The organism is Sphingomonas sp. LY29 (assembly GCF_035593985.1).
Lineage (GTDB): Bacteria > Pseudomonadota > Alphaproteobacteria > Sphingomonadales > Sphingomonadaceae > Sphingomicrobium.
The window spans coordinates 369,632-385,791 of the sequence record NZ_CP141587.1 but is presented as its reverse complement, the minus strand read 5'-3'; the positions used below and the strand labels follow the sequence as shown (position 1 = coordinate 385,791).

Below are 16,160 nucleotides of genomic sequence, written 5' to 3'. Positions count from 1 at the left end.
GAGCGCGGTTTGTTGCGGGACATGACCTCCTCCCCCGATAATCGAGACCACCCGCTGGCGAAGCGGTTCCGAAGCTTTGTCGAAGATCGCAGTTTTCCGTGCGTCGGCGCCAAGGCAGCGCTCAACCGCGGCGGAATGCGCTTCGTCGTCGGCCGCGACTTCGGTTCTGCATGGGACGACCTTCGCATCCTCCCGGCACTGCATGGGATCGCCGCCGACTATTCGCGGGCGCCGGACCTGTTCCGTTCGCTCGTCGTGATGTTCGAGACGGGAATTCCCGACAACGAAGGTGATTTCGAGCGCGGCCTGTGGAAGCGCCTCCAGTCACTGAGCGACAAGGACGAATGGTTGGGAAAGAAGCCCGACCCGCGCGTCGCCAACGATCCCGACGATCCTCATTTTGCGATGAGTTTCGGCGGAGAAGCGTTCTTTGTCGTCGGTCTTCACCCACAGGCCAGCCGCCCAGCGCGTCGGTTTGCGGTGCCGGCGATGGTGTTCAATCTCCACGATCAGTTTGAGCGTTTGCGCGCCGAGGGGCGCTACGAGCGGCTTCGCGATACGATTATCGACCGCGACGTCGCGCTCGCCGGTGAGCCCAACCCGATGCTGGCGGGACATGGCACGATCTCCGCAGCCCGCCAGTATAGCGGCCGCGCGGTCGGGCCTGACTGGCAATGTCCATTCTCCGGTCGGGGTTCGCGCGATGCCGCATAAAATCGCGCCACGCTCGGGCGTGGCGTTCACGCTCGACAAGGGGCAGCGGCTGACGGTGATTGATCCCGAAGGCGAGCAGGTGGCCGACCTGGTCGCGTTCAATCGCGCAGAGCACGGTGAGGCAATCTCCTCGGGACGATCGATCGACTACGCCAGCCGGATCTACCTGTCGAAGGGTGATCCGCTCTATTCGAACCGCTCGAACGTCATGCTGCGGATCGTCGAGGATGACGTGGGGCGACACGACTTTCTGCTGACGCCCTGTTCGGCCGAGATGTTCAGGATCATTTATGGCGACGAGCATCCGCATCGCGGCTGTTTCGGCAATCTCGCCGCGGCACTCGATTCGCATGGGATCGGTCCCGACCAAATCCCGACTGCGTTCAACATCTTCATGAACGTGCCGGTCGACGGCGAGACCGGCATCGTCCGCGTTCTTCCGCCGCTGTCGAAGGCCGGCGACCGGATCGTCTTCGAGGCGGACATGGATCTGGTGATCGGCCTGACCGCTTGCTCGGCCCCGCAATCGAACAATGGATCGTTCAAGCCGATTTACTGGGAGATCGGTTGAGTCTCGCGGCACGGGTTCGCGTTGCCACCGCCTATCGATGGAGACACGGACGCTGGCCGGCTCTCAACCGACCCCAACTTTTCACCGAGTGGGTACAGTGGCGAAAGCTGTTCGATCGCGACGTGGGTTTGGCTCGGTTGACGGATAAGGCTCATGCCAAGAGGGTTGCCACTAGCGTATTGCCCGAAGAATTCCTCATTCCGACCGTGTGGCAGGGCATGCTGCTTCCCGAGCATCCGCCGGCCCCGCTGCCGCTGATCGTGAAGGCCAATCATGGCTGTAACCAATTCACCGTGGTCCGAACTGCGGATGATTGGGAGAAGGCCCGGGCGATTTCGCCGCATTGGCTGAACCATGCATACGGCAGATGGCTGGACGAATGGCATTATGAACTGGCCGACCGGTCGTTGATCGTTGAACCGTTCATCAGCGAAACCGACGCCCTCCCGACCGATTATAAATTCTACGTGTTCGGTGGCCGCGTCGTGATGGTGCAGGTGCATCAGGGACGCGGCGCCGATCATCGGTGGAGCCAATTGACGACCGAGTGGCGGCCCTTGTCAGCCAACGCCTTTGAGCAGGCGCCTCCGCCTTCGCTCGACGCGATGATCGACGCAGCGAGCCGGCTGGCAGGTGGCCAGGACTTTCTACGGGTCGATTTCTACGATATCGGCGGGCAGGCAAAATTTGGAGAATTCTGCCTGTTTCCCGGATCGGGTCTGGACCCGTTCCGGCCCCTTTCGCTCGACCGGATGCTGGGCGATCTTTGGAGCGCGCAGCATCCTCAAGTCAGCGCCGCGGCGGCGGGCCCTTGCGCCGTGGACCCGGTGCCGGAGGTGGCGGCCGCCCTCCCGACGGCTCGATGACGAGGCCGTCGGCGTCTGGGAACTGGGCGCGCTTCAACGCCTTGACGAAGCCCGGCGCCGCGCGAGCCGAAACCTCGAAATAGCTTTCGTCCGCGGCGATGCGGATCGCGCCGATATCGTTGCGATTGACGTGTCCGTAGCGGCAGATCAGCGGAAGCAACCACCGCGGGTCGGCCCGGTGGCGGCGGCCTGCATTCATCCTAAACCACGTCGATCCGTCGAACCCGGCACGCTGGGCATGTTGCCCTGGCCCCGCCGGACGATCGGCTTGCTCGATGATGTCCTCGGGCGCCGGCATGCTGGCCCTCAGCGATTTCGCCAAGGCGAGCGCGATGGCGTCCGGAGTCATCTCGGCCATTAGGCGGCCCGCCAGTTCCAGTGCTTCCTCGTCCGGTTCGGCGGGCGCGTTCAGCCCTTCCATCAAGCGGGCGCGGTCGCGCTCGGCGATCTGCGACGGGGTTGGCGGAGTGATCCATTCCGCCTCGATCCGCGCGCCGCGCAACATGCCTTCGACCCGGCGACGGGCAGGGAAGGGGACGACGAGAATGGCAGTTCCCTTGCGCCCCGCGCGCCCCGTCCGGCCGGAGCGATGCTGCAGCGCCTCGGCATCGCGCGGAAGTTCGACGTGGATGACGAGGCTGACCGACGGCAGGTCGATGCCGCGCGCGGCGACGTCGGTCGCCACGCACACGCGAGCGCGCTGATCCCGAAGCGCCTGAAGCGCATGATTGCGTTCGCTCTGACTATGCTCGCCCGAGAGTGCCACGGCATGGAACCCGCGTTCGATCAGGCTCGCATGCAGGCGCCGGACCGCGTCGCGCGTGGCGCAGAAAAGGATCGCCGTTTCGGCCTCATGGAAGCGGAGCAGGTTGACCACGGCATGCTCGATGTCGGGCGGCGACACAGCGACGGCCTGATAGGCGATATCGCCATGGCCCTTGTTGTCGCCCAGCGTTTCGATCCGCAGCGCGTCCTTCTGGTAGCGCCGCGCCAGCGCGACGATCGGTCGCGGCATGGTGGCGGAGAATAGCAAAGTGCGACGCTCGGCAGGGGTCGCGTCGAGGATCTCCTCGAGCTCTTCGCGAAAGCCCATGTCGAGCATCTCGTCGGCTTCATCGAGCACGGCGACGCGCAGTCCCGAAAGGTCGAGCGCACCGCGTTCGAGATGATCGCGGAGCCGGCCCGGCGTCCCGACGACGATGTGCGCCCCCCCGGCGAGCGCGCGGCGCTCCTTCATCGGGTCCATGCCGCCGACGCAATTGACGACGCGCGCGCCCGCGTCGGCATAGAGCCACTCGAGCTCCTTGCTGACTTGAAGCGCCAACTCGCGGGTCGGCGCGATGATCAGGCCGAGCGGAACGCGCGCCCACGGCATCTTGTCGCCTTCGAGCATTTGGTGCGCCATGGCGAGGCCGAAGGCGACCGTCTTGCCCGAGCCGGTGCGGGCCGACACGATCAGGTCGCGGTCTGCGGCTTCCGGCGCGACGGCGGCCGACTGCACTTCGGTCAATGTTTCATAGCCACGCGCATCGAGCGCGCGGGCGAGCGTGGGGGGAATCTGGGGATGGGACATTCTGCGGCCCTTAGGCGCAATATCGAACAAACGATAGCGCAAGCCTCTTCCGGCCTGCACCGTCCCGGCTGATATGCGAGAAACGAAGGAGGATGGTGGACGCACTAGGGCTCGAACCTAGGACCCGCTGATTAAGAGTCAGCTGCTCTACCAACTGAGCTATGCGTCCCCATGGGGAGTGCGCTGGTCGCCGCCGATGTGGCGGGGGCGCGGGCGGGCATCTAACAAGGCTTTGGGAACCGCGCAACCACCGTCTGCGCTAAATTTCCTATTGCAGCGTCGATCGTGTTCGCGCCTGCCGTTCGAGCGACATCAGCAGCCCCAGGCAGATCATGACCGTCATCACTGCCGAGCCGCCGAAGCTGACGAGCGGAAGCGGGATACCGACGACGGGCGCCAAGCCCATCACCATCATCAGGTTGATCGAGACGTAAAAGAAGATCGTCGCGGTCAGGCCGGCCGCGCTCAGCTGGCCGTAGCGCGTCTTCGCTTTTTTGCTGACGCTCATTCCCCACCGAATAACCAGGAAGAAGGCGGCAATCAGCAAGACGCCGCCAACGAGGCCCCATTCCTCAACAAAGGTCGCGAACACGAAGTCGGTGTGACCTTCGGGAAGATAGTCGAGGTGGCTCTGGCTGCCGTTGAGATAGCCCTTGCCCCAGATTCCACCCGAACCGATCGCGATCTTTGACTGGCTGATATGGTAGCCGGCGCCGAGCGGATCGCTCTCGGGATCGAGGAAGATGAGCACTCGCTTGCGCTGATAGCCGTGCATCATCGCATACACGACCGGAAGTGCGGCCGCGAGCGCGGCGCCGGCGGACACGAAATACCACATCGGCAGTCCGGCGATGAACATGACGGTGATCCCGCCAAGGAGTACCATGGTCGCGGTGCCGAGGTCGGGCTGGACGAGGATGAGCGCGAACGGGACCAGCACCAGCGCGGCTGCGGGCCATAGACCTCGCCACTTGCGGACGTCGCCAGCGGGCAGGAGCTCATAGAAGCGTGCCAGCGTCAGCACGATCGCGGGTTTCATGAACTCCGAAGGCTGCAGCCGGATGAAGCCAAGGTCGATCCAGCGCTGGGCGCCCTTGCCGACGAATCCAACCATTTCGACGATCACGAGCATCACCACGATCGCGAGATAGGCAGGGAAGGTCGTTTGCTTGATGAAGCTTTCGGGGATGTAGCTGATCGCGATCGAGACAGCGGCGAAGCCGAGAATCGTGACGCCCTGCTTGACCGCCCACGGCGACATCGATCCACCCGCCGCGGAATAGAGCGTGACGACGCCGATCGTGCAGATCAGCGCGACCAGCCAGATCAGCCGCCAAGGAAGGCGGGCGAGTGGCTGTGGAATGATGGCCGAGCTGATCATGCCGACTGGCTCAACGCCGCCTTGGACAAGGCTTCGAATTCGGACTGGCGTCGCGCGGTTCGCTGGGCGAGCGTTCCGCCCCACTGCGTTTCCAGTGCCGTAAGCGAGGCCATTGCTTTGTCGCGGTCGAACAGGAAGGTCAGCACGTCCTTCGCGACCGGCGCCGCGGCGCGCGAGCCGCCCATCCCATGCTCGATCACGACCGAGGCGGCGTATCGCGGGTTGCTGGTCGGCGCGAAACAGACGAACAGGCCGTGATCGCGATACTTCCATTCGCCCGACTGGCCCCTCTGGGAACCGGCGATCTTGCGTACCTGCGCGGTGCCCGTCTTGCCGCCCATCTCAATTCCGGGGAGTTGCAGCCGGCTCGCGCCCGCGGTTCCGTCGCCGTTGACGACTTCCCACATCCCGCCGCGCACTGCGTCGAGATGTTCCTGGGGAATGCCGAGGAGCGGGGCAGGTTTCGTCCGCACCCCGACAAGGCCCGGCTGCAAGTCGCGGCCCGACGCGATGCGCGCCGACATGACGGCCAATTGCAGTGGATTGACGATCAGGAAACCCTGACCGATCGAGGCGTTGAGCGTGTCCGACGACGTCCAGTCCGGACGCTCGATTAGCCGCTTGGTCGTTTCGAACCGCCGCCGCTTCCATGCGCTGTCGGGCACCGTACCGAAGCTCTGGCTGGCGACCGGCAGGTCGAACTTCTGGCCGAGCCCGAGGCGCCTGGCCATCGGCGCGATGTTGTCGTAGCCGATGCGGTTGCCCATTGCGTAGAAATAGGTGTTGCAGCTTTTCGCGATGGCACGGCGCATGTTCACCGACCCGTGACGCCCGAGGCAGCGGAAGAAGCGGTTGCCGAGCCGATAGCCGCCTGGACAATGGACAGTTTCGTCCGGGTCGATGCCATGCGCCATCAGTGCCAGCCCATTCATCGGCTTGATCGTCGAACCCGGAGGGTAAAGCGCCGAAAGGATCTTGTTATTAAGCGGATGCCGCTCGTCCTGGGACAGCATTCGCCACTCGGTCGATCCGATCCCGTCGGAGAAACTGTTCGGATCGTAGGCAGGCATCGACGCCATGCAAAGAATGTCGCCCGTCAAACAGTCGATGACGGTGCAACTGCCAGACTCTTCGCCCAAACGTCGTGCCGCAAATTCCTGAAGGTCGGCATTGATCGACAGGCGGATGGTGGATCCGGACTTGTCGGGCTTCGGCGTCAATTCGCGGACGAGCTTGCCTCGCGCGGTGAGTTCGACGCGCTGACCACCGGGTGCGCCACGAAGACTCTTTTCGAGGGTCTTTTCAAGGCCTTCTTTACCGATCTTGAAACCCGGTGTGATCAGGAGGGGATTCTTTTCCTCTTCGTAATCCTTCGCAGAGGCGGCGCCGACATATCCGACAAGATGTCCCACTGCCGGTCCGGTCGGGTAGAAGCGGGAAAAGCCGCGCATCGGCTGGACGCCCGGCATCTCCGGGAGACGGACCGTCACGGCCGCATATTGGTCGTAGGGTACGTTCTCGGCGACCTGCACCGGCTGGTAGCCCTTGGCCGCCTTCAGTTCCTTGATGATCCGGTCGACGTCATCTGCGCTCAGCGCGAGCAGGCTGGTCAGCAGGCGAAGCGTTTCGGTTGGCTTTTCAAGCTGGTCGGGGATGATGTCGATGCGAAAGTCGGAGCGATTGATCGCGATCGGCTTGCCGCCCCGATCGACGATCCAGCCGCGGCGGGGCGGGACGACGATCAACTGGACGCGGTTGCTTTCGGACAACAGCTGGTAATGCTCGTTCTGGTTGACCGACAGGTAGCCGAGCCGAGCGATCAACAACGACCCGAACGCGGCCTGGACCCCGCCGACGATGGTCATCCGCCGGGTGAAGGTCATCGACTGGTGAACGTTGGTGAAGCGTCCGCCCTTCATCGGCCCAGCCTCCACCGATCAATCCGCGCGGCGAGGAAGGCCACGATCGGAAAGCACAGGATCGAGAGGATGATGGCGGGAGTAGTCGAGAGACGCATCGGGACCGGCGCACCGAGAAGCGCGGCGACCTGCCACTGCGCCAGTTCGTCGAGCGCGATAAACAGGCAGGCAATCGCCCATTCGATCCAATAGTCCCGCCACATCGTCCGACGGTCGAGGATATCCATCGCGACCATGATCGCGGCCCATAGCGCCACCGACAGGCCGATGGGATTCCCGACGATCAGGTCGTTCACGAAGCCGAGTGGCGCCGCCCACCACGCGGGGAAGGGATCGGCGCGAAGAAGGCGCCATGCGACCAGCATCAGCAGGCCCCAATCGGGCCACCAGCCGGAGTGCGAGACGATCGGCAGGAGCGACATCATCGAACCCGCCACGACGGTCGCCGCAGGGTAATAGGCCGCGAAGGCTCGCGGCCCCTTCGCGAGCGGTCCGGTGCCACCGCGGTTGCCGAGCGCGGAGCGGACCATCAGGGCGCCTCGGGGTCGGGCGCGGCGGCGGCGGCCAGCGCCGCCGGTTGGTAAGGCCGCTGAATGACGGCGAAACTGACCTTGGATGGATCGGCGATCGGGATCGCCACGGCGCCGTCATCGTCCAGCCGGATCACTTTTCCAATCGGGACGAGCGGAGGATAGAGCCCACCGGTGCCGGAGGTGACGATGATATCGCCGGGTTTGAAAGGATTGCGCCCGACCTCCAACGGCCGAACATCGATCGTCCCGTCGCCGCGCCCGGTCGAGATCACCGGCTGGCCGCCGCGAAGGATTCGGGCGGGGACGATGTTCGCGCGATCGCTGACCAAAAGAACCCGACTGGCGATCCGTCCCGAATCAACCACTCGACCAATCAGGCCTTCCGCGGCCCGGACGGGCATTCCGATCGAGACGCCGTCGTTCGACCCAGCCGTGATTACCGCGAACCGGCGCGGACTTTCGAACGACGATCCGACGACCCGCGCGGTCGCGACCGACTCCGGAAGCTGATCGCGAAGCCCGAGCGCCGACTTGAGTTGGCGGTTCTCTTCGAGGATCGCGCGCGCCTCGACCATTCGGCGCATCATGACCGTTCGCTCGCGTTTCAGCTGGCCGTTCTGATCGATCGCGTCCCAATAGTCGCCGGCGCCATTGCTGAGGCCCGCGACGGTCGTCGTCACCTCGTCGAGCGCGCCGGTAATCGGCGCGGTGACGTCGAGTGCGGCTCCGCGGACCGCCGAATAGCTCTGCGGCGCAGCGATCGACAGGATCAGCATCGCCAGACCGACGATCAGCCCGGCGAGCACCGCCAGAAAGCTGAAGAACAGGCTATATTGTGCACGCCGCGACCAGCCCGGGCGCGGTCCCGCCGAGGCTGCCATCGCGAACCGCTACGCCGTCTGGAGGACGCCGCGGAACTGCTCTTCTTCGAGCGCGCGGCCCGTTCCAAGCGCGACGCAGGTCAACGGGTCCTCGGCGACCGTCACCGGCAGGCCGGTTTCGTCGCGGAGAACTTCGTCGAGACCCTGAAGCAGCGCGCCGCCCCCGGTAAGGACAATGCCCTGGTCACAAATGTCGGCGGCAAGCTCAGGAGCAGTATTCTCCAGCGCGATACGAACTCCTTCGACGATCGTGCCAACAGGCTCGCTCAGCGCTTCGGCGATCTGGCCCTGATTGATCGAGATCTCCTTGGGCACGCCGTTGACGAGATCGCGGCCCTTGATGTGCACGGTCTTACCGATGCCATCGACGGGCGGCTTGGCGATGCCGACTTCCTTCTTGATCCGCTCGGCCGTCGCTTCGCCGATCAGCAAATTGTGGTTGCGGCGGACGTAGGACGAGATCGCCTCGTCCATCTTGTCCCCGCCGACGCGCACCGAAGTGGTGTAGGCTAGGCCGCGAAGCGAGAGCACGGCGACTTCAGTCGTGCCGCCGCCAATGTCGACGACCATCGATCCGATCGGTTGGGTCACGGGCATGTCGGCGCCGATCGCGGCGGCCATCGGCTCCTCAATCAGAAAGACCGCGCTGGCGCCGGCATTCGAGGCCGCGTCGCGGATCGCGCGGCGTTCGACGCTGGTCGAGCCGGATGGCACGCAGATCACGATCTCCGGGAAGCGCCAGGCGCGCATCTTGCCGCCATGAACCTTGTGAATGAAGTGCTTGATCATCTGCTCGGCGACATCGATGTCGGCGATGACGCCATCGCGTAGCGGACGGATCGCCTCGATCTGATCGGGGGTCTTGCCCATCATCAGCTTGGCGTCGTCACCGACCGCCTTGACCTTCTTGACGCCGTTGATGGTCTCGATCGCGACGACCGACGGCTCGTTGAGGACGATGCCCCGGCCGCGAACATACACCAACGTATTGGCGGTGCCCAAGTCGATCGCCATGTCGTGCGACATCCATTTGAACCAGCGCGTCCAGAACATGCTTTCCCCGTCTCTCGCTCTATCGTGTGAAGATCGTCGCACCGCCCACCCGGCGCGATATAATTATCCTTGTCCAAGCCCTTGTGAAAACGACATGAATTGCGTGCAAAATTCACCGCTTCGCAGGAGCCTTTCGATTGGGCTAGGACCGTTAACATGTCAATAAGAAGGCTGCCCTCGGACCTCATCAATCGTATCGCTGCCGGTGAGGTGGTGGAGCGGCCAGCCAGTGCGTTGAAGGAAGTCGTCGAAAACGCGCTGGACGCCGGTGCCTCGATGGTCGGGATTCGATTGGCGGCGGGTGGTCTGGACCTCGTGGAGGTGGCCGACAACGGGTCGGGCATGGCGCCATCCGAGATGGCCTTGGCCCTCGAGCGGCACGCGACCTCCAAGCTCCCCGACGACCGGATCGAGGACGTGGCGAGCTTCGGTTTCCGCGGCGAAGCGCTTCCGTCGATCGCCAGCGTCGCGCGTTTGTCCGTGACGAGCCGGACAGTCGAGGGCGAGGGGTGGCGGATCGTCGTTGATCACGGAGAACCGGCGGGCGAGGGGCCGGTAGCCGTCCCGCCTGGAACCACGGTCCGGGTCGAAGGCCTATTCGACAAGGTCCCGGCCCGGCGCAAGTTTCTCCGATCGCCCCGCGCCGAATATGCCGCCTGCCTCGATGTGGTGAAGCGCTTGGCAATGGCGCGTCCCGATGTCGGCTTCAGCGTCGACCATGACGGTCGGCGCACGTTGAGCGTGCAGCCTTCGGACGCGCCGACGCGTGTCGCCGCGCTGCTCAGCCACGAATTGGAGCGGCACGGCCTCGGCATCGATTGCGTCCGTGACGGATTGCGATTGACCGGAGTGATCAGCCTGCCGACCTTCAACCGGGGAATGGCGGACCAGCAATATCTGTTCGTCAACGAGCGGCCGGTAAAGGATCGCCTGCTGACGGGGGCCTTGCGGGCGGCTTACCGCGACCTCGTTCCACGCGATCGCCATCCGGTCGCGGCCCTATTTGTGACCGTGCCCAGCGGCGAACTCGACATCAATGTCCACCCCGCGAAAACCGAAGTCCGCTTTCGCGATCCTGCTGCCGTCCGCGGCCTGATCGTCGGGGGCCTGCGTGCGGCGCTGGAGGAAGCAGGCCATCGCGGCGTCGCGCGAGAGCAATTTGCGGCGCCGGCCGCTTGGCAGCAGGAACCGCTCGCTCCGCCGCCGCAATCGACCTTCGCCCCGGCATTCGCACCTTGGTCGCCCGACGCCGTCCCCTCGGCGGCGGTCGCGGATCGCCATGTCGATTTCCGGCCACTCGCTCGCGCCGAGCCGGCGACCGCGCCTGTCCCGAGTTTTCCGCTAGGGGCGGCGAGGGGGCAGGTCGCCGCAACCTACATCGTTGCCGAGGCGGAAGACGGATTGGTCATTGTCGATCAGCATGCCGCGCATGAGAGACTGGTCCTCGAGCGGATGCGTGCTGCGGCCCGCGGGGGCGAGGTGGCGCGGCAGGCCTTGCTCCTTCCCGACGTCGTCGAAATGGACGAGCCCGACTGCGACCGGCTGGAGGCAGCCGCGACCGAGCTTGCCGGGCTTGGACTGGAGATCGAGCGGTTTGGTCCCTCGGCGATGATCGTTCGAGCGACACCCGCACCCCTCGGAATGACCGACGTCAGCGGTCTCCTTCACGACCTCGCCGGTGAACTCGCCGAACTCGGAACAGCGCTTGCGCTTCGCGATCGGCTCGACCACGTCGCCGCCACCATGGCGTGTCACGGCTCGGTTCGCGCGGGACGCATCCTGTCGGTGACGGAAATGAATGCCCTTCTTCGTGAGATGGAAGTCACGCCGCACAGCGGCCAATGCAACCACGGGCGGCCGACATGGGTCAAACTCGCCCACGCCGACATTGAGAAACTGTTCGGACGCCGCTGAAGGATATCGCGCAAGCTTGCGAAAAGAGCGGTTTTTCCCTATTCGGAACGGCACCGGCCATCCGGCGGCGGGAGAGTGTGATGAGCGAACGGGACAAGAGCTATTTCGCACGGCGGGCGGCGGAAGAGGCCGAACGCGCGCTCGAAACGACCGATCCGCAGGCGCAGGAAGCCCATCGTCGATTGCAACGAGCCTACATCGAGCGGGCCTCGATCGGCGATCGCGAAATCGAGCAGCCGCAAATCGTCGGCTAATCCTCGATCAGTCGCCGCGCCTCTTCCACCGGCAGCACGGCCGCGGCCGATCGTGCCGCCTTCAGTTGCGGATATCCGCTAGCCGCCTCAGCACTTAGCGCGTCGGCAAATTCGCCCGCGCGGATCTCGGACAAGATTTCCCGCATTCGAGCGCGTACAGCATTGCCGACGATGCGCGGACCGCCAAGCACCGCGCCGAGTTCGGCCGTGTTGCTGATCGCCTCCCGCATCCCGGCGATGCCTCGCCGCTCGATAAGGTCCGCGAGCAATTTCAGTTCGCCGACGCATTCCATGTAGGCGACCTCGGGATTAATCCCTGCCTCCACGAGCGTGTCGAAGCCCGCGATGAGGATTTCCGGTACTGCCCCCCACACGACGGCCTGCTCATTGAACAAATCAGCTTCGCATTCCTCGGCAAAGCTCGAGCGAAGCAAGCCGGCGCGCCCGCAACCGATCGCACGCCCATAGGCCAAAGAGAGCCGCTCCGCCTGTCCGCTCCGGTCCTGGGCAATGGCGAACAGGGCCACCATGCCGCGGCCTTCCGCATAAAGCGACCGAAGCGCGGTGCCCGGACCCTTCGGCGCGATCATGATGACATCGAGGTCATCTCGGGGGACAATCTGGCCGAAGCGAATGGCGAGACCGTGGCTGAAGCCGATCGCCGATCCGGGCCGAAGCGCTCCGACGACACTTTCGTATATTCTGGACAGCGTCTCGTCGGGGGCGAGCAACATGGTGAGGTCGGCGCTCGACACCGCGTCGATCATGGTGGCGGTGGCTACGCCGTCGCTGGCCGCGCGGCTGGCCGATTCCGAGCCATCGCGAAGCGCGACGACAACCTCGATGCCGCTATCACGCAGATTCAGCGCCTGTGCTCGCCCCTGATTGCCATAGCCGACGATGGCAACGCGCTTGTCGGCGAGCGCGGCGGGGTCGATGTCGTGATCGCGGATCGCATCCATCGGACGGCGCTACTCCTTCGGCCCTAAGTGCGCCAGCGCCCGCTCGAGGCCGTCTCCTTCAGGCGGCCCCGCAAATCGCGGCCAGTGCGCTGGTGGCTGGTGCGCGAACCACGTATATTGCCGCTTGGCATATCGCCGTGTTGCGGCCTGACCGGCGGCGACTGCTTGGTCGAGCTCTAGATGACCATCGAGATAGGCGCCGATTTCGCCAACTCCGATGGCGCGCATCACCGGCAACTGGGGGTCGAGGTGGCGCGCGCGCAGCTTTTCCACTTCCTCTACGGCGCCGACCTCAAGCATCGTTTCGAACCGCGCGTCGCAGCGGGCGTTGAGCCACGCGCGATCAGGGCAGAGGATGATCGGTCGAAGCTCGATCGTGGCGCCGATGCCGCCTTCTTTCTGCTGCTGCCACCGTCCGATAGTGGTGCCGGTCGACTTCACCACTTCGAGGGCGCGGGCAATTCGGGTCGTGTCCCCAGCATTGAGGCTGGCCGCCGACACGGGATCGAGCAAGGTAAGCGCGGCAAGGTTCTCCGCGACGCCAGCGCCGCGAACTTCGGCCCGCACGGCGGGGTCGATCGGCGGGATTGGGGCGATGCCGTCGAGTAAGGTCCGGATGTAGAGGCCGGTCCCTCCGACAAGGATGGGCACACGACCCCTGTCGTGAATGTCGGCGAGTTCCTGCTTTACAAGCGCTGCCCACTCCGCCGCCGAGCAGGGCTCTGCACCATCGCGGAAGCCGTAGAGGCGGTGGTCGGCGCGGCCACGATCGTCTCTGCCAGGCGCCGCGGACAGGATCGGCAGGTCCCGATAGAGCTGTGCGCTATCCGCGTTAACGATGACGCCGTCCCATCGCTCGGCGGCCGCCAGCGCGAGCGCCGACTTGCCGCTGGCGGTGGGACCGGCAATGAGAAGAACTGGAGGGCGCGACGTGACCATTGCCACACTGATAGCAGCCGGACGGCTCGACGAAAGGCTGCTGGCGGGCGCGTTGGCGCGGATCGAGGGAGCGCGGCTGGCGCGATGGGTCGAGCGCCGCGATGCTGCTGACGTGGAATTTGATGCGACACCTAGCGAGATCCGTTCCGCCTACGAAGGGTGGGAAGGAGTCGATATCGTCATGCATACCGGCGGCCCGAGGCGAAAATCGCTTCTGATCGCCGATATGGATTCTACCATGATCGGCCAGGAATGCGTCGACGAGTTGGCCGACTATGCCGGCGTCAAGGCGGAGGTGTCTGCGATCACCGAGCGCGCCATGAAGGGCGAACTCGATTTTGCGGGGGCTCTCGGCGAGCGTGTCGCGCTGCTCAAGGGGCTAGACGAGGCGATCATTTCCCAGTGCCTCGCGGAGAGGGTGCGCCCCAATCCTGGTGCCGGAACGCTGGTCCGGACGATGCGGGCGTGGGGAGCCAAAACGCTCCTCGTTTCCGGCGGGTTCACAGCCTTCGCCCGGCCGGTGGCCGAAATCCTGGGCGTCGAGCATGTTGAGGCCAACGTGCTCGGCATCGAAGCCGGAAGGCTGACCGGCCGGGTCACTGGCCGAATCGTCGACGCCGGGTTCAAGCGTTCCTCATTGATTGCTGCGCGCGAGGAGGGCGGGATTGGGCCTGTGGACGTTATGGCGATTGGCGACGGCGCGAACGACGCCTTGATGATCGAGGAAGCAGGCCTCGGCATTGCGTACCGAGCCAAGCCGATCCTTGCCGACATCGCCGACGCCAGGCTTGATCATCACCCGCTCGATGCTCTGCTGTGGGCGCAGGGTATTCCGCGATCCGAGTGGATTGAAGTCTAGCGTCCGCCGACCGGGAAACAGGGTTGAGGGGTGAGGCGGGCGCAGGCTGAAGAGGCTGCTGCCCGCGAAGAAAAGGGTCCGACCTGCAGCCGGATCATCTTTCCCGCCGGAACGTAAGACGCGCCGACGCCGGGCAGGCGCGGCGACACCTGTCCAAAAAGCCGCTCCGCCGATTGCTTCTGGCTGAATGCGCCAAGTTGGATCCGCCAACTTCCTCGTGCGCCGACGGCCACCGGTTGCGAAACGACTGGCCCAGCTGCGACGGGCTTTGGAGTCATCTGCTGGACATGTGCGCTTCGGCTCGGTGCTGCCTTTGCCGGCTCCGGCGACTTCGATTTGACGGCCATCATCGCCTGGGCGCGGGCAAGTCCCTGTTTGCGTTTTTCCAGCGGCATCGTCTGGTCGAGATCGGCAAGCGCCGCGGCGGCTGGACCGAGGCCCTGCGCGGCGGCGCGGCTGATGAAGGCATAGCCGGCGATCTCGTCCTCCGGGACACCGTCCCCATTATAGAGTGCGGTCCCATAAATCAGCATGGCCCGCGCTTCCCCGGCAGTCGCCGCAGGCCGAAGCCACCGCATCGCCGCGAAGCGATTGCCGTTCTGGAAAAGCAGCAATCCCAAGGTCGTTTGCGCGTCGACATGGTTTTTGCGCGCGGCACGCTCGAGCCAACCCTGCGCTTGGGCGAGGTCGAGTGGCACGCCCTTGCCGAGTCGGTAGGCCTGGCCGAGATTGAAGGCGGCGTCGGGGTCACCCTTGTCGGCAAGCGGCTTCCAGATCGCGACCGCGGCCTTGGCATCGCCCTTTTGCCAGGCGTCGATACCCGCACGCACCGTTTGCCCCGCCGCCGGGGCAGCGAGGAGGATCGCGAGGCACAACAATTTCGTCCGCATTTCATTCCCCGTCTTCGGCGGCTCACCCTAGCGCGCCGCTCGTGCCGCACAACAAGGTCGGGCCGGGATTAACCAATATTTAGGGGCTTTGCTGTCAGTTGGCAGGGAAATCAGCGTCATTTGGCGAGGGGAATAGAATGCGCGTTCTGGCAATGGCATCGCAGAAGGGTGGGTCGGGCAAGACGACGCTGTCCGGACATCTTGCGGTGCAGGCGCAGCTGGCCGGAGCCGGCCCCGTCTGCCTTATCGACATCGATCCGCAAGGGTCGCTCGCCGACTGGTGGAACGAGCGGTCCGACGACATGCCGGCCTTTGCGCAGACAACCGTCGCCCGGCTCGCGTCGGACCTTGAGGTTCTTCGCCAGCAAGGCTTCCGCCTAGCCGTCATCGATACGCCGCCCGCCATCACGATGGCGATCCAGTCGGTCATCGCCGTGGCCGAATTGATCGTCATTCCGACCCGTCCCAGCCCGCACGATCTTCGCGCCGTGGGCGCCACCGTCGATCTGTGCGATCGCGCCGGCAAGCCGCTGATCTTCGTGGTCAACGCGGCGACCCCGAAAGCCAAGATCACCTACGAGGCCGCCGTCGCTCTGTCGCAGCACGGCACCGTTGCTCCCGTCACCCTTCACCACCGCACCGATTTCGCCGCATCGATGATCGACGGTCGCACCGTGATGGAAGTCGACCCCAAGGGTCGTTCGGCACGCGAAGTGACCGAGCTGTGGGATTATATCTCGGATCGGCTTGAAAAGAATTTCCGTCGCACTGTGTTCGCGGCGCCGAATGCCGCCCCGTCGATTTCGCCGCGTCCCGTGGGTGGCTTCGGCCGCCGCGTTGTCGGCCAGTAA

The 16,160-nt window shown here is 64.9% G+C and carries 16 protein-coding genes and 1 tRNA gene; 7 read left to right on the top strand and 10 right to left on the bottom strand.

Annotation, left to right across the window (positions count from 1 at the left end):
* Positions 1-21: 21 nt before the first annotated feature.
* From gntA to SH584_RS01925, 3 genes are read left to right on the top strand one after another with little or no spacing between them, the layout of a single operon-like run.
* Entirely contained in the window at positions 22-714 is a 693-nt protein-coding gene (gene gntA / locus SH584_RS01935; protein WP_322841346.1) for a guanitoxin biosynthesis heme-dependent pre-guanitoxin N-hydroxylase GntA, read from the top strand.
* Complete coding sequence (locus tag SH584_RS01930) at positions 704-1,285, top strand: urea carboxylase-associated family protein (RefSeq protein ID WP_322840438.1); 582 nt, start codon at positions 704-706, stop codon at positions 1,283-1,285. The genes gntA and SH584_RS01930 overlap by 11 nt, the downstream gene beginning before the upstream one ends.
* Complete coding sequence (locus SH584_RS01925; RefSeq protein WP_324808118.1) at positions 1,282-2,151, top strand: ATP-grasp fold amidoligase family protein; 870 nt, start codon at positions 1,282-1,284, stop codon at positions 2,149-2,151. The genes SH584_RS01930 and SH584_RS01925 overlap by 4 nt, the downstream gene beginning before the upstream one ends.
* On the opposite strand, the gene SH584_RS01920 is transcribed toward SH584_RS01925, so the two are convergent.
* The 7 genes from SH584_RS01920 to SH584_RS01890 form a co-directional block, all read right to left on the bottom strand.
* Positions 2,075-3,724, bottom strand: a complete 1,650-nt coding sequence (locus SH584_RS01920; RefSeq protein ID WP_322840439.1) for a DEAD/DEAH box helicase — start codon at positions 3,722-3,724, stop codon at positions 2,075-2,077. The two genes, SH584_RS01925 and SH584_RS01920, sit on opposite strands and share 77 nt — an antisense overlap.
* A gap of 93 nt (positions 3,725-3,817) precedes the next feature.
* Positions 3,818-3,893 (bottom strand) — tRNA-Lys (locus SH584_RS01915).
* A gap of 99 nt (positions 3,894-3,992) precedes the next feature.
* Entirely contained in the window at positions 3,993-5,105 is a 1,113-nt protein-coding gene (gene rodA, locus SH584_RS01910; RefSeq protein WP_324808115.1) for a rod shape-determining protein RodA, read from the bottom strand.
* Positions 5,102-7,024, bottom strand: coding sequence for a penicillin-binding protein 2 (gene mrdA, locus SH584_RS01905; RefSeq protein ID WP_324808113.1), 1,923 nt, complete (start codon positions 7,022-7,024; stop codon positions 5,102-5,104). The genes rodA and mrdA overlap by 4 nt, the downstream gene beginning before the upstream one ends.
* Positions 7,021-7,554, bottom strand: a complete 534-nt coding sequence (gene mreD / locus SH584_RS01900) for a rod shape-determining protein MreD (RefSeq protein WP_324808111.1) — start codon at positions 7,552-7,554, stop codon at positions 7,021-7,023. The genes mrdA and mreD overlap by 4 nt, the downstream gene beginning before the upstream one ends.
* Positions 7,554-8,438, bottom strand: coding sequence for a rod shape-determining protein MreC (locus tag SH584_RS01895; RefSeq protein ID WP_324808109.1), 885 nt, complete (start codon positions 8,436-8,438; stop codon positions 7,554-7,556). The genes mreD and SH584_RS01895 overlap by 1 nt, the downstream gene beginning before the upstream one ends.
* 9 nt (positions 8,439-8,447) lie before the next feature.
* A complete protein-coding gene (locus SH584_RS01890) occupies positions 8,448-9,491 on the bottom strand; it encodes a rod shape-determining protein (RefSeq protein ID WP_322840444.1) in 1,044 nt (347 codons plus the stop codon).
* 156 nt (positions 9,492-9,647) lie between these two features.
* Between SH584_RS01890 and mutL the strand changes: the two genes are divergently transcribed.
* Together mutL and SH584_RS01880 are read left to right on the top strand one after the other, a co-directional pair.
* Positions 9,648-11,405, top strand: a complete 1,758-nt coding sequence (gene mutL, locus SH584_RS01885) for a DNA mismatch repair endonuclease MutL (RefSeq protein WP_324808105.1) — start codon at positions 9,648-9,650, stop codon at positions 11,403-11,405.
* An 80-nt stretch (positions 11,406-11,485) separates the two neighbouring features.
* Complete coding sequence (locus SH584_RS01880) at positions 11,486-11,659, top strand: hypothetical protein (RefSeq protein ID WP_324808103.1); 174 nt, start codon at positions 11,486-11,488, stop codon at positions 11,657-11,659.
* On the opposite strand, the gene ilvC is transcribed toward SH584_RS01880, so the two are convergent.
* Positions 11,656-12,621, bottom strand: coding sequence for a ketol-acid reductoisomerase (ilvC, locus tag SH584_RS01875; RefSeq protein WP_324808101.1), 966 nt, complete (start codon positions 12,619-12,621; stop codon positions 11,656-11,658). The two genes, SH584_RS01880 and ilvC, sit on opposite strands and share 4 nt — an antisense overlap.
* Before the next feature lie 9 nt (positions 12,622-12,630).
* Positions 12,631-13,560: a tRNA (adenosine(37)-N6)-dimethylallyltransferase MiaA gene (gene miaA / locus SH584_RS01870; RefSeq protein ID WP_324808099.1), complete on the bottom strand. Its 930-nt coding sequence runs from the start codon at positions 13,558-13,560 to the stop codon at positions 12,631-12,633.
* Between miaA and serB the strand changes: the two genes are divergently transcribed.
* Entirely contained in the window at positions 13,553-14,419 is an 867-nt protein-coding gene (serB, locus tag SH584_RS01865) for a phosphoserine phosphatase SerB (RefSeq protein ID WP_324808097.1), read from the top strand. The two genes, miaA and serB, sit on opposite strands and share 8 nt — an antisense overlap.
* Here serB and SH584_RS01860 read toward each other — a convergent pair.
* Positions 14,416-15,309: an SPOR domain-containing protein gene (locus tag SH584_RS01860; protein ID WP_324808095.1), complete on the bottom strand. Its 894-nt coding sequence runs from the start codon at positions 15,307-15,309 to the stop codon at positions 14,416-14,418. The genes serB and SH584_RS01860 overlap by 4 nt on opposite strands.
* Positions 15,310-15,446: 137 nt before the next feature.
* Here SH584_RS01860 and SH584_RS01855 point away from each other — a divergent pair, with 137 nt between their 5' ends.
* Entirely contained in the window at positions 15,447-16,160 is a 714-nt protein-coding gene (locus SH584_RS01855; RefSeq protein ID WP_322840451.1) for a ParA family protein, read from the top strand.

Bases quoted from the DNA above. Each gene is read 5' to 3' on its own strand.
- SH584_RS01895 (WP_324808109.1), bottom strand. From the start codon at position 8,438: ATGGCAGCCTCGGCGGGACCGCGCCCGGGCTGGTCGCGGCGTGCACAA.
- mrdA (WP_324808113.1), bottom strand. From the start codon at position 7,024: ATGAAGGGCGGACGCTTCACCAACGTTCACCAGTCGATGACCTTCACC.
- miaA (WP_324808099.1), bottom strand. From the start codon at position 13,560: ATGGTCACGTCGCGCCCTCCAGTTCTTCTCATTGCCGGTCCCACCGCC.
- SH584_RS01860 (WP_324808095.1), bottom strand. From the start codon at position 15,309: ATGCGGACGAAATTGTTGTGCCTCGCGATCCTCCTCGCTGCCCCGGCG.
- SH584_RS01890 (WP_322840444.1), bottom strand. From the start codon at position 9,491: ATGTTCTGGACGCGCTGGTTCAAATGGATGTCGCACGACATGGCGATC.
- gntA (WP_322841346.1), top strand. From the start codon at position 22: ATGACCTCCTCCCCCGATAATCGAGACCACCCGCTGGCGAAGCGGTTC.
- SH584_RS01930 (WP_322840438.1), top strand. From the start codon at position 704: ATGCCGCATAAAATCGCGCCACGCTCGGGCGTGGCGTTCACGCTCGAC.
- mreD (WP_324808111.1), bottom strand. From the start codon at position 7,554: ATGGTCCGCTCCGCGCTCGGCAACCGCGGTGGCACCGGACCGCTCGCG.
- mutL (WP_324808105.1), top strand. From the start codon at position 9,648: ATGTCAATAAGAAGGCTGCCCTCGGACCTCATCAATCGTATCGCTGCC.
- SH584_RS01855 (WP_322840451.1), top strand. From the start codon at position 15,447: ATGCGCGTTCTGGCAATGGCATCGCAGAAGGGTGGGTCGGGCAAGACG.
- SH584_RS01880 (WP_324808103.1), top strand. From the start codon at position 11,486: ATGAGCGAACGGGACAAGAGCTATTTCGCACGGCGGGCGGCGGAAGAG.
- SH584_RS01920 (WP_322840439.1), bottom strand. From the start codon at position 3,724: ATGTCCCATCCCCAGATTCCCCCCACGCTCGCCCGCGCGCTCGATGCG.
- ilvC (WP_324808101.1), bottom strand. From the start codon at position 12,621: ATGGATGCGATCCGCGATCACGACATCGACCCCGCCGCGCTCGCCGAC.
- rodA (WP_324808115.1), bottom strand. From the start codon at position 5,105: ATGATCAGCTCGGCCATCATTCCACAGCCACTCGCCCGCCTTCCTTGG.